Origin of the sequence: Prauserella endophytica (genome assembly GCF_005146945.1) — a bacterium.
Classification (GTDB): Bacteria; Actinomycetota; Actinomycetes; order Mycobacteriales; family Pseudonocardiaceae; genus Prauserella_A; species Prauserella_A endophytica.
In genome coordinates, this window is sequence record NZ_SWMS01000013.1 from 115,704 (window position 1) to 127,821 (window position 12,118).

The following is a 12,118-nucleotide window of genomic DNA, read 5'->3' on the forward strand; positions in this document are numbered from 1 at the left end:
GCCCCGGCTGTGGAGTGACGGTGACGGCTGAGCGCTACGTGGTGCGGTTGCGGCGGATGGTGTGCACCACGAAGAGCGTGATGAGCAGCGCCATGAGCGCACCGCCGGAGCCGGCGAGGGCGACGATCACCGGCGTCCAGTTGCGGTTGTCCGGCGGCGGCATGTCCGACGGCAGCGCGACCGGCGACGCCGGCTGGATGCCCTCCTCCTCGGGAACGATCGCCGTCAGCGCGGCCATCGGGTCGATCACGCCGTAGCCGACGAAGTTGTCCCTGCCGCCCGGAGCCGCGGGGTGCTGTGCCGTGCTGGTGATGCGGTTGATCACCTCTCGGGCCGAGAGGTGCGGGTACTTCGCCCTGACGAGCGCGGCGAGCCCGGACACGTACGGTGCCGCGAAGCTCGTGCCCTGGATCGCCCTGGTCTCCCCGTTCTCGATGGTCAGGTTCGCCAGGCCGTCCGAGCCCTCTGCCGGGTCGAGCGAGATGATGTCCGTGCCCGGGGCCGCGACGCTGACCCACGGCCCGTGGATGCTGAAGTCGGCGACACCGCCGGTCTCGTCGATCGCCGCCACCGACAGCACGTCCTCGCTGAACCACGGCGGCGTCACGATCGTGTTCGGCCGGTTCGGGTCGCCCGTGTTCTGCGCGCACCTGTCGCTGAGGTTGCCCGCGGCCGAGACCACCACGATGTCGTTGTTCGCCGCGTAGTTCACGGCGGCCTGCAACTCCTGCTCGCCGGTGGTGATGTTGCCGTCGGCGGGCCGGCAGTTGTTGATCGAGATGTTGATGACGTCGACGCCCTTGTCGGTGGCGTTCACCACGGCCTGCGCGAGGGTGTGCAGCGTGCCCGCCGCTCCCTCGTCCTCCTGGGTGCGGCCGCCGCCGTCCTGTGAGGGTCCCGTCGACGGCTGCCCGGCGCCGGTGCCGCCACCGTTCTCTCCCTCGCCACCGGGCTGTTGCTCACCGCCGGGCTGCTCTTCCTGCCCCGGTGGCGGTGGTGGTGGCTCGGGGCTGTCGTCCGGCGCGTAGTTCTGGCTCGACTGCCGGATGGAGACGATCTGCACGTCCGGCGCCATGCCCTTGAACCCGATCTCGGGCGGTGTGTTGGCACCGATGATCCCGGCCACCTCGGTGCCGTGCCCGTCGCAGTCCTCCATTCCGGGCTGGCCCTTGTTGGCCACGTAGTCGGCGCCCGGCTGCACCCTGCCCTGGAAGAAGGGGTGGGCCGTGACACCCGTGTCGATCACCGCGACCTGCACGGGCCTGCCGTCGCGGAACCGGCCGACCGAGCCGACCGTGTTCTGCATCAGCTGGTGCACTTCGTCGACGCGCAGGTACTGCTGACCCCATGGCGCGTTGCGGAGCGGGACGTTGTTGCTGACGTCGCGTTCGACGCAGCCGACCTCCTGCGCGTAGTTCTCGTCCGGCGCCGCGGTGTCGGCAGGCCGCCGGCTCGGGTCGACGTTGGGCGGCGTGGCGTAGCCCGTGGTGTCCTGCGACTCCTGTGCCGACGCGGGCAGTGGCACCAGTCCCGGTCCCACCGCTCCGATCGTCGCGGTGAGCAGCAGCGCCGACGTCCGCTTGACCAGCCCGGACGAACGCACGCGTGACCCCCTAGAACTCATGACGGACCGGTCCGGCCGTCTCATCCGATGTCGAGGTGACGCAGCGTCGAGTAGAGGCCCATGACGGCCAGCGCGAGCGGCAGCACCGAGGCGATGCAGATGGCCTCGATGATCTCCACCGTGCGCCGCATCGGCGGCGAGAAGCGCTGGTTCGGGAACACGACGCCGAGCACGAGTGCCGCCGCGGCGAGCAGGAACAGCGTGCCGAACACCCACAGCAGGCGGCCGGTCGCGTCCTCCGACCACATCCAGGCGAGGAGGATGCCGCCCGCCGAGAACAGGCCGGTGGTGAGCAGCGCGACCGCCTGGCTTCCGTTGGCGTAGGTGCGGGCCCGCAGCAGCAGCACGAGCGTGGCCACCACCGCCGTGATGACTCCCCAGATCTCGGGAGCGGACGCGGTGATCATCGCCGAGATCGCGGTGACTGCCCCGCAGCCCACCAGCAGGCCGGTCATGTAGTTGTGGGCGACGCTGGTGCGGCGCTCGATCGAGGAGTAGTCCGGGTAGCCGCTGTCCTCCTTGAGCTCCTCCGCGGTGCCCGGCACGTGCGGCAGCGGGAGCTTCGCGAGCCAGATCGTCGCCCTCGGCAGCATCGAGATGCCCGCCAGCGCGACGGCCGCGGTGCCTGCCGCGATGCCCGGTGCCGGGTGGGCGATCAGCGTGCCGACGAGGAACGCGATCAGCCCGAACACACCCGCGGTGGCGGCGGCGATGAACGTGGTGATGCCTGTGCCCATGATGAGGATGCAGACCGCGGCGACCACCACGACCAGCGCGCTCGCCAGCAACAGGTTCGCGCGCACCGACACGTCGGGGACGATGTAGAAGCCGCTGACGAACGCCAGTGGCAGACCACCGGCCGCGGCGATCAGCACGCCCGTGGACTCGGCCTGGTACGCCTTGGCCAGCGTGGCGCCGACCGCGACGCACGCGATGGCGGTGACGCCGGCGGTGATGGCGACGGCGATGCCGTTGCCGCCGTAGAGCGGGCCCCCGAAGAAGAGGGCCAGCGCCGCCAGCACGAGCGCGATGCCGCCCGCGATGTGACCGATGCGCTGTGCGGTCTCCTTGGTCCACGGCCGGAAGCTGTCGGGCTCGGCCTCGGCGATGGCGTCGACGACGTCGTCGTAGAGCGGAGGCGGCGGGTTCTCGTTGCGCTTGCGCAGCTGCAGGAGCTCGCCATCGATGATGCCGAGCGAGGCGAGCGTGCGGCTCGGGTCCAGCGGGGCGTCGCCGAGCTTGGCCAGTGCCCAGCCGCCGTGCCGCGCACCGCCGTCCGGGGTGACCTCCTTGGCCATCTCCAGCAGCATGGGCAGGAGGTCGGCCACCGCCACATCGGCGGGCAGCGCCACGTCGATGCGGGTCCGCGGTGCCACCACCGTGACCCGGCTGAATACGGTCGTGCCCGTTGCCACGTCTTTTGCCCCCTACCTGGAGATATCGCTGCACGGTACTTATACCGCGCCGCGGAAAATACCCGCCGGAGGGCCGTAACGTCAGGCAAACCGGCCCCACGGCGTCGTCGTGCCGCCCTAGTATTAGCGCACCTGGGTCAAGCGTGGGGTCACTTCGGGCGAATGCGCCGGGTCAGGCGGTCTGCACCAGCGAGCGGCGTGCTGTTCGCTACCGTGTGGATTCGGCCTGGCACCTCACGGGCCGCTGTCGCCGAGTTGAAGAGGGGTCTTTCGGTGAGCACGCTGCAGTTCAAGCGGTCGCCACGGCTTGCTGCTCCCCGCCCGCCGGGCGGCGAGGTCCATCTGGAGCCGCCGCCCGAGGTCCCGAGGACCATCCCCGGCAACATCATCATGAAGATCCTGCCGGTGGTGATGGTCGTGGCCATGCTCGGCATGGTCGTCTTCATGTTCACGGCGGGCGGCGCGGCCGCGCGCAGCCCGTTCTTCCTGATGATGCCGCTCATGATGATGATGTCGATGGTCGGCATGTTCGCCGGTGGCGGCCGCGGCGGTCAGCAGAAGAAGGCCGAGATGAACGAGGACCGCAAGGACTACCTGCGGTACCTCGGCCAGATGCGCGACCGCGCCCGCGAGGCGATGATCGACCAGCGCGCATCTCTGGAATGGGTGCACCCCGACCCGCAGAGCCTGTGGTCGATGGCGTCGAGCCGCCGCATGTGGGAGCGCAGGCAGAGCGACCAGGACTTCCTGCACCTGCGCGTCGGCCGCAGCTCGCACCGCCTTGCGACGAGACTGGTGCCGCCGCAGACCGGGCCCGTCGACGAGCTGGAGCCGATCGCGACGCTGGCGCTGCGCCGGTTCGTGCGTGCGCACTCGATCGTCCCCGACCTGCCCACCCAGATCACCCTTCGCGGCTTCGCCGCCGTCGGCATGCAGGGCGACAAGGAGCTCACGCGTGGTCTCACCCGCGCGATGCTCGCCCAGCTGGTCACGTTCCACAGCCCCGACGACGTGCTGATCGGCGTCGCGACCGCCGGCAGGGCGAAGGAAGAGTGGGAGTGGGCCAAGTGGCTGCCCCACGTGCAGCACCCCACCCTGTCCGACGGCATCGGCCAGATGCGCATGATGGCGGGCTCGCTCGCGCAGATCGAACAGTGGCTCGACGAGGAGCTGCGCGAGCGCCAGCGGTTCTCCCGCAACGCGACGCCGCCGCCCGACCAGCCGCACGTCGTGATCATCATCGACGACGCCGACGTCACCGGCGAGGAGCAGATCCTGCTCGAGGAGGGTCTGGTCGGCGTCACGCTCATCGACCTCTCCGACTCGATCGGCAACCTCGCCGCCCGCCGCGGGCTGCGCCTGGTGGTGGAGGAGGAGCGCCTCGGTGCGCGCAGCGCGGGCGGTGTCGAGTGGTTCGGCCGCCCCGACACGCTCAGCCTCGTCGAGGTCGAGGCGCTGGCCCGCAAGATCTCGCCGTACCGGATGGGCTCCGCCGCCGCCGACGACAGCGAGGAACAGCCGCTGCTGTCCAACCCGTCGCTGCTCGAACTGCTCGGCATCCCCGGCGACCCGATGACGTTCGACGTGCAGCAGGCGTGGCGGCCGAGGCCCGTGCGCGACCGCTACCGCGTGCCGTTCGGCGTCGGCGAGTACGGCCAGCCGGTCGAGCTGGACATCAAGGAAGCGGCGATGGAGGGCATGGGCCCGCACGGCCTGTGCATCGGCGCGACCGGTTCCGGCAAGTCGGAGTTCCTGCGCACGCTCGTGCTCGGCATGCTCGCCACCCACTCGTCGACGACGCTCAACTTCGTCCTCGTCGACTTCAAGGGTGGTGCGACGTTCCTCGGTCTGGACAAGGCGCCGCACGTCTCCGCGGTGATCACGAACCTCGCCGACGAGGTCACGCTGGTCGACCGCATGAAGGACGCGCTCGCCGGTGAGATGAACCGGCGACAGGAGGCGCTCAAGAACGGCGGCAACTTCAAGAACGTGTGGGAGTACGAGAAGGCACGCGAGAACGGCGCCGACCTCGACCCGCTGCCCGCGCTGTTCATCGTCGTCGACGAGTTCTCCGAGCTGCTGTCGGCGAAGCCGGACTTCATCGACCTGTTCGTCGCGATCGGCCGTCTCGGCCGTTCGCTGCAGATGCACATGCTGCTCGCCTCCCAGCGACTGGAGGAGGGCAAGCTGCGCGGTCTGGACTCCCACCTGTCGTACCGGATCGGTCTGAAGACCTTCTCGGCCGCGGAATCCCGCGCCGCGATCGGTGTGCCCGACGCGTTCGAGCTGCCGTCCGTGCCCGGTGGTGGCTACCTCAAGTACGACACGTCAACGCTCGTGCGCTTCAAGGCCTCCTATGTGTCCGGTCCGTACCGGCCGGCAGGCATCAAGGCCGCGGCGCCTGGCGCCAAGGTCGTGCGCGCCGACAAGCGACCGCAGCTGTTCGTGCCCGACTTCGTGGAGCTGCCGAAGGAGCCGGAACCCGTTCCCGAGGTCGTCGAGCAGCCGAAGCAGCCGGAGTCGGAGGAGGCCGTCGAGCCCAGCGAACTCGACGTGATCATCTCGCGGCTGGTGGGCCAGGGCCCGCCCGCGCACGAGGTGTGGCTGCCGCCGCTGAAGGAGCCGAACTCGCTCGACACGCTCCTGCCGAACCTCAACCCCACCGACGACAGGGGGCTCTCCCCGGTCGGGTTCTTCGGCAACGGCAGGCTCCAGGTGCCACTGGGCATTGTGGACCGTCCCTACGAACAGCGGCGTGACCCGCTGTGGGCGGACTTCTCCGGTGGCGCGGGACATGGTGTGATCGTGGGCGGTCCGCAGTCGGGCAAGTCGACGATGCTGCGCACGCTGATCATGTCGATGGCGCTCACGCACACGCCGGAGGAGGCGCAGTTCTACTGCATCGACCTCGGTGGTGGCACCCTGGCCGGGCTCGCCGGCCTGCCCCACGTCGGTGGTGTAGCGGTCGCGCGCAGGGAGCCGGACAAGGCCCGTCGTATCGTCGCCGAGCTGACCACGCTGGCGAACGAGCGCGAGGCGCGGTTCGGTGCGCTGGGCGTCGACTCGATGAACGACTTCCGCAACCGCAAGCGGCGCGGGGAGATCACGGCCGAGCAGGACCCGTTCGGTGACGCGTTCCTGATCGTCGACGGCTGGCGCGCGCTGCGGGACGACTTCGACGAGCTGGAGCCGCAGATCACCAAGCTCGCCGTGCAGGGCCTCACCTACGGCATCCACGTGGTGATCTCGTCCAACCGCTGGGCGGACATCCGGCCCGCCATCAAGGACATGCTGGGCACCCGTTTCGAGCTGCGGCTCGGTGACCCGAGCGAGTCGGACATCGACCGGCGCGTCGCGGTGAACGTCCCGGCGGGCCGGCCGGGCCGTGGTCTCACGAGGGACAAACTGCACTTCCTCGGTGGCCTGCCGCGCATCGACGGCTCCAGCGACGACCAGGACATGGGTGCCGGGGTGAACGATGCCGTCGCCAAGATCCGGTCGGCGTGGACGGGCAGGCTCGCGCCGCAGGTCCGCCTGCTGCCCGAGATGATCGGCTACGACGAGTTGCTGCTCCAGGACAAGCACCGCGACTCCAAGCTCATCCCGATCGGTGTCAACGAGGACGAGCTCGCGCCGGTCTACCTGGACTTCAACGCCGACCCGCACTTCCTGGCCTACGCGGACGGCGAGTCGGGCAAGACGAACCTGCTGCGGCAGATCGTGCGCGGCATCACAGATCGCTACACCAAGAAGGAAGCGGTCATCATCCTCGTCGACTACCGGCGCACCATGCTCGGTTTCGTCGAGGGCGACCAGCTGCTCGGCTACGCGGTCTCCGGCAACCAGCTGGAGGGCATGGTCAAGGAGGTCGCCGGTTCGATGGCCAAGCGCCTGCCCGGACCGGACGTCACCCCGCAGCAGCTGAAGGACCGCTCCTGGTGGACCGGCCCGGAGCTGTTCGTCGTCGTCGACGACTACGACCTGGTGGCCACGTCGACCAACAACCCGCTTCGACCGCTGTCGGAGTACCTGGCACAGGCCAAGGACGTCGGCCTGCACATGGTCGTCGCCCGGCGCACGGGTGGCGCGGCGCGCACCGGTATGGACCCGATCATCGGCAAGCTCAAGGAGCTGGCGATGCCGGGCATCGTGATGAACGGGTCCAAGGACGAGGGCCAGCTCCTCGGCAACGTCAAGCCGAGCCAGATGCCGCCGGGCCGCGGTGTGTTCGTCAGCCGCAAGGTCGGCAAGCAGCTCATGCACGTGTCATGGATCCAGCCGGAGTGACGCCGAGGCGGCGCGTCGCCGCGCGCTGCCGGCGCGGGACACCCGCGTACGGGCGTGCGGCCTCGCGTCCAGCGAGAACCGCGCCCCCGTACGCGCCGCCCGCCGCCACGCGAAGCGTCCACCTCGGCGCCACTCGGTGGCTGCCGTCGCGATTGACGCTGCGGGCGTTGACACGAGTGACACTGCGCGGGCGCCGTTCTCGCCGGTCTGACAGAGTGGCGCCCGTAGTGTCGGCGACGGGCGGGAGCGGCTGGTGACCTTACGGGTGGCGGTGGACTTCGGGACATCGAGCACCTGTGTCGTCGCCTCGGTGAACGGTCGCGAGCCGCAGGTCGTCGTGGTGGACGGGCAGCCGCTCATGTCGTCGGCCGTCTACGCCGCACAGGACGGCACGCTGTTCGTGGGACAGGAGGCCGAACGGCAGGCCGCCGTCGACCCCTCCCGCTTCGAGCCCAACCCCAAACGCCGCATCGACGAGGGTGAGCTGCTGCTCGGCGACTCGGTGCTGCGCGTCACCGATGTGGTTCACGCGGTGCTCGCGCGCGCGGTCGGCGAGGCCCGCAGGCTCGCGGGCGGCGCCGAGGTGAACCTGCTGGTGCTCACCCATCCCGCCGACTGGGGCGCCGTGCGCACGCGGCTGCTGCGGCAGGCGGCGGGTCAGCTCGCGCGCGAGGTCGCGCTGGTGCCGGAGCCGGTCGCGGCGGCGGTGTTCCACGCGGCCACGTTCACGCCGTCCACCGCGAGCCAGGAACGAACCGTCGAGTTCAGCGGCAAGCCCGGCGACGCGCTCGCGGTGCTGGACCTCGGCGGCGGCACCATCGACGCCAGCGTGGTGCGCAGGGCGCCGCAGGGCAGCAGGCGCGGTGGCTTCGAGGTGCTGGCCACCCGCGGTGACCCGAGCTTCGGCGGCGCCGACATCGACCAGTCGCTGCTCGAACACGTCGGCTCATTGGTGTCGGGAGCCGACCCGAAGGCGTGGGAGCAGCTCGTCCAGGGCCGCGAACTCGTCGACCGCCGCCGCCGTCGCGTGCTCCGCCAGGACATCCGGGGAGCGAAGGAGACGCTGTCCCGGCACGCCTACACCGACGTGCCGATGCCGCCGCCGTTCGCCGACGCGCACGTGACGCGCGAGGACCTCGAACGGCTCGTGGCCGCGCCGCTCGGCAGGGCCGTGGAGCTGACCAGCGCGACGATCGAGGCGGCGGGACTGCGGCCCAAGCAGCTCACCGCGATCTTCCTCGTCGGGGGGTCGAGCCGGATCCCGATGGTGTCGCGGCTCGTGCACGAGCGCACCGGGGTGGTTCCGACCACCCTGGACCAGCCGGAGACAGTCGTCGCCCGTGGCGCGCTGCGGGCCGTGCAGGTGATCCCCGACCGCACCGGCGCGCTGCCCGGGTCGGCGCAGGCCCGGCAGGGCGCGCCGGTTCCCGAGCACGAGCAGCGCACCAAGGTCGTGGCCACACCCGGCTTCGGTGGGCGGCAGGCCCGGCCCGTGGCCGGCGTGCCCCGCCTGCCGCGGCCGCCTTCGGCGAACCCGGCCGGACGACCGTCTCCGCCGAGGGGACACCAGGGGCTCGTGCCGCCGGCCACGCCCGCGCAGGCGGCTCCCCGCGGCCGCAAACGGCTGCCGTGGCTGCTCGGTGGTGCCCTCGCGCTGGTGGCCGCCACGGTCGCGGTGCTGCTGACCGCGCTCAGCGGCGAGGACGAGCCCGAGGGGCGCACCTTCGCGCAGTACTCCTACACGTTCACCGCGCCGCCGGGCTGGACGCAGACCGGCGACAACGTCGCCGACCGGCAGGTGGTCGTGAAACCAAGCGACGCGCAGCAGCGCGACGACCTCGTGGTGGTGCAGGAGTTCGTGCTGTCCTACGACGGCGGAGCCGAACGCGACCGCCTGGCCGGTGTGCTGCGCGACGCGGCGAACAGCGAGTCCGACCGCTACGGCGGTTTCCAGGACCACCACGAGTTCGCCGGCCGCGACACCATCCACTACGTGGAGACCAAGCCCGCGGCCAAGGTCAACTGGTACGTGCTGGCACAGGGCACCGCGCAGGTCAGTGTCGGCTGCCAGGAGGCGGACGACCCGGAGCGTGTGCGCGTCGCGTGCGAGCAGATCGTGCGCACCCTCGAGATCACCAACTGAGGCCGCGTTCCCGTTAGCTCGGGCGAGTGATTAACGGCGCCCCGAATTAGCGCAAGCGAATGCGAGAGGCGCGATTCCCGGCTGTCGGGCGTTCGGCGAAACCGTTGGGGCACAGGGTATTTCCGGGACCGTTCGCGCAGGTCGGACCCGGTGTTCACCTCCTGGTTCCACTCCGGTTCCGAAGTGGAGCGTTCACGCTAGCAACTACTTGGGGACTTGCCGCGACAACGGGGAACCGAACATGGCAATGTCTCCGTCGTAGAGCCAGTACGAACAAACGAGTACAGGCGAACCACGAACGAAGGGGGTCACCTCCGATGGCAGGCGGTTTCACCGGGACACCGGAGCAGTTCCAGCAGGCGTACCAGGACGTCGACCAGATCAAGGCGTCGATGGACCAGAACCTGAACACGCTCCGCAACAACATCGAGGCCACGCAGGCCGGCTGGCAGGGCGAGGCCGCGAAGGCCTTCAACAACGTGATGGCGGCCTTCGACGAGAAGACCCGGAAGCTGAACGAGGCGCTCGGCAACATCGGTGAGCTGCTCCAGCAGTCCGGTGTCAAGTACCAGCAGGCGGAAGAGGAGCAGAACTCCGCCATCAGCAGCATCGGCAACACCCTCGGCGGCCTCTGAGCCGCGTAGCGCGCCCACTCGAACTTCCAGACCTACCACTCAACGGAGGCAAAAATGCCGAACGGCATCGTTGTTGATTACGCGACCATCCACCAGGCTGCCGACGACTGCAACAAGACCGGTGGCGAGCTCGACGCTCTGTTCGAGGACCTCAAGGCCCGCCTCGCCCCGCTGGTCGACAGCTGGTCCGGTGAGGCCATGGAGGCGTGGCAGAACGTGCAGAACGAGTGGAACACCTCGCTCGACGAGATGAAGCAGGTGCTCGCTCAGATCGCCACCGCGCTGCCGCAGATCGCCGACGGCTACCAGTCGACGGACAAGGGCATCCAGGGGATGTTCTGATCCTCCAGCGCCACGAAACCGGGCCCGGCCGATTCGGCCGGGCCCGGTTTTTCTGTCCGCGTCTGTCTACTTGGGAGCGCCGACCTCGTACTCGGGCTTGTCGTTGAGCACGCGGATCGTGACGGACCGCTTCTGCCCGGCCACCTCCGCCGAGCACTCGAAGGTGTGGCCGGTCTCGATCCGCTGGTTCGCCGGGCACTCCACGCCGGAGACGTCGTGCTCGCCGTAGCTGTCCCGCAGCGTGGTCGCCACGCCCTCCTGCAGCGACTGCTTGTCGAGCACGTCGCCCCGGAACACGCCGAGCAGCCACGCCGCGACCCCGCCGCCCGCGAGCACCACCACGGCCACGAGCCCGATCACGAGCGGCTTCTTCGACCGCTTGGGCTTGGGCCGCGAGGTGTCGCCGAAGGCGCCGAGTCCGCCGTACTGCGACTGGAAGTTCCCGCCGAAGTTGCCCGGCGCCTGCTGCTGGTGCGGCTGTGGTGGTTGCTGTGACTGGTGCCGCTGATGTGGCTGGTGTGGTTGAGGAGGCGAGCCCGGGTACTGACCGGGGGCCGGGTGGCCGTGGCCCGGCGTCTGCGGCTGCCACCAGCCCTGCGGCTGGCCGGGCGGCTGTGTCATCGGTTCCCCTCGTGCGCTCGTGGACTGCTGACCGCCGACGGGTCAGCCGCCCGAGCTGGTGATCTGGCTCATCCGGTCGTAGAACTCGTCGACCTCGGCGTCGGTCTTGAGCGCCGTGATCTGGTCGGGCGGCGGGATCTTGGGCAGCGACTCCTCGGTCGGCGGCTCGAGCACCTGGTAGTGCTCCTTGATCTCGATCTCGGTCCCGCCCGCGGTGATGAGCCCGTTCATCTCGATCTCCTTGAGCCCGCCCTGCGGGTCGAGCGCGATCCGTGTCTCGACGATCCCGTCGCGCGCTTCCTCGCTGATCTGCTGCAGCGCCCACTCTGGCAGGATCACCACCCGCTCCTCGAGGATGTCGCGCAGGGTCACCTCGGCGGTCAGCTCGACGCTGCCGTCCTGCAGGCTCTTCGCCTGCTTCGCCGCGTGACCGTTCTCCAGCGACGACTGCACGGTGCTGAGCATGCGGCACACGATGGCGTAGCCGCCCCAGAAGCAGACGTCGTAGCCGACGTCCTCGTACGGCAGGGAGACCCACGCGGTGGGGGCGAGGCTCTCGTAGACGGGGCCGAGGATCGCGTACTCCACGTCGCTGCCCGCGGGGCGGTAATAGTCGCGATAGTCGGCGGAGTCCCGGTTGGAGTGGTTCTTGTAGAACCGCGACGGCGGGCTGCCCACCTGGATCGCCGTGATCGTCGCGTCGGCCTTCTTGTCGCCGATCCGCGTGTAGGAGCGGTGGGTGCTCTGCCTCGGCTCGTTGCCCGCCAGGTCGTCGTCGAGGTGTTCCAGCGTGGCCGCGAACTTGGCGCTGACGTACTCGGCCGCGGCGTCGCCGTCGGGGATGGGGGTGCCGGACCGGCCACCGCTCGCGCAGGACGTGGTCAGCGCGAGCACCACGCCGAGCGCCGCGAGTGTCCTCAGCCGCCGCCGTCTCGACGGCTTCGGGCACTGTGTCATTGCCGTCATTTGCCGAACCCCCGGGAATGTCTCGTCGCGGCGCGCTGCCGGAGACATTAGTATGTGGGTGCTCTCGTACCCCGCCTTCACCCTC

At 70.0% G+C, this 12,118-nt stretch carries 8 protein-coding genes; 4 read left to right on the top strand and 4 right to left on the bottom strand.

Features of this window, described 5'->3' with window-relative positions:
* Positions 1 to 34 precede the first annotated feature (34 nt).
* Both mycP and eccD read right to left on the bottom strand, forming a co-directional pair.
* Positions 35 to 1,603, bottom strand: a complete 1,569-nt coding sequence (gene mycP, locus FCN18_RS23040) for a type VII secretion-associated serine protease mycosin (protein WP_228714090.1) — start codon at positions 1,601 to 1,603, stop codon at positions 35 to 37.
* A gap of 41 nt (positions 1,604 to 1,644) precedes the next feature.
* Positions 1,645 to 3,039: a type VII secretion integral membrane protein EccD gene (gene eccD, locus FCN18_RS23045; RefSeq protein WP_112276885.1), complete on the bottom strand. Its 1,395-nt coding sequence runs from the start codon at positions 3,037 to 3,039 to the stop codon at positions 1,645 to 1,647.
* Positions 3,040 to 3,312: 273 nt separating this feature from the next.
* Between eccD and eccCa the strand changes: the two genes are divergently transcribed.
* From eccCa to FCN18_RS23065, 4 genes are all read left to right on the top strand, one after another.
* On the top strand, positions 3,313 to 7,326 hold the full coding sequence (eccCa, locus tag FCN18_RS23050; protein ID WP_112276887.1) for a type VII secretion protein EccCa: 4,014 nt from the start codon (positions 3,313 to 3,315) through the stop codon (positions 7,324 to 7,326).
* A 253-nt stretch (positions 7,327 to 7,579) separates the two neighbouring features.
* Positions 7,580 to 9,469 carry a type VII secretion-associated protein gene (locus FCN18_RS23055; RefSeq protein WP_137096070.1) on the top strand — a complete coding sequence of 630 codons (1,890 nt, stop codon included), beginning with the start codon at positions 7,580 to 7,582 and terminating at the stop codon, positions 9,467 to 9,469.
* 317 nt (positions 9,470 to 9,786) lie between these two features.
* Positions 9,787 to 10,104, top strand: coding sequence for a WXG100 family type VII secretion target (locus FCN18_RS23060; RefSeq protein WP_110334851.1), 318 nt, complete (start codon positions 9,787 to 9,789; stop codon positions 10,102 to 10,104).
* 54 nt (positions 10,105 to 10,158) lie between these two features.
* The gene (locus FCN18_RS23065; protein WP_112276891.1) at positions 10,159 to 10,446 is read left to right on the top strand and encodes a WXG100 family type VII secretion target; all 288 of its coding nucleotides are present in this window, start codon (positions 10,159 to 10,161) and stop codon (positions 10,444 to 10,446) included.
* 66 nt (positions 10,447 to 10,512) lie between these two features.
* Here the strand turns inward: FCN18_RS23065 and FCN18_RS23070 are convergent, their stop codons facing one another.
* Together FCN18_RS23070 and FCN18_RS23075 are read right to left on the bottom strand one after the other, a co-directional pair.
* Positions 10,513 to 11,067: a DUF4333 domain-containing protein gene (locus FCN18_RS23070; protein WP_137096071.1), complete on the bottom strand. Its 555-nt coding sequence runs from the start codon at positions 11,065 to 11,067 to the stop codon at positions 10,513 to 10,515.
* A 42-nt stretch (positions 11,068 to 11,109) separates the two neighbouring features.
* Positions 11,110 to 12,033, bottom strand: a complete 924-nt coding sequence (locus FCN18_RS23075) for a hypothetical protein (RefSeq protein WP_228714091.1) — start codon at positions 12,031 to 12,033, stop codon at positions 11,110 to 11,112.
* Positions 12,034 to 12,118: the final 85 nt, after the last annotated feature.

Excerpts from the sequence above, each read along its gene's own strand:
- FCN18_RS23060 (WP_110334851.1), top strand. The coding sequence starts at position 9,787 with ATGGCAGGCGGTTTCACCGGGACACCGGAGCAGTTCCAGCAGGCGTAC.
- FCN18_RS23065 (WP_112276891.1), top strand. The coding sequence starts at position 10,159 with ATGCCGAACGGCATCGTTGTTGATTACGCGACCATCCACCAGGCTGCC.
- FCN18_RS23070 (WP_137096071.1), bottom strand. The coding sequence starts at position 11,067 with ATGACACAGCCGCCCGGCCAGCCGCAGGGCTGGTGGCAGCCGCAGACG.
- FCN18_RS23075 (WP_228714091.1), bottom strand. The coding sequence starts at position 12,033 with ATGACGGCAATGACACAGTGCCCGAAGCCGTCGAGACGGCGGCGGCTG.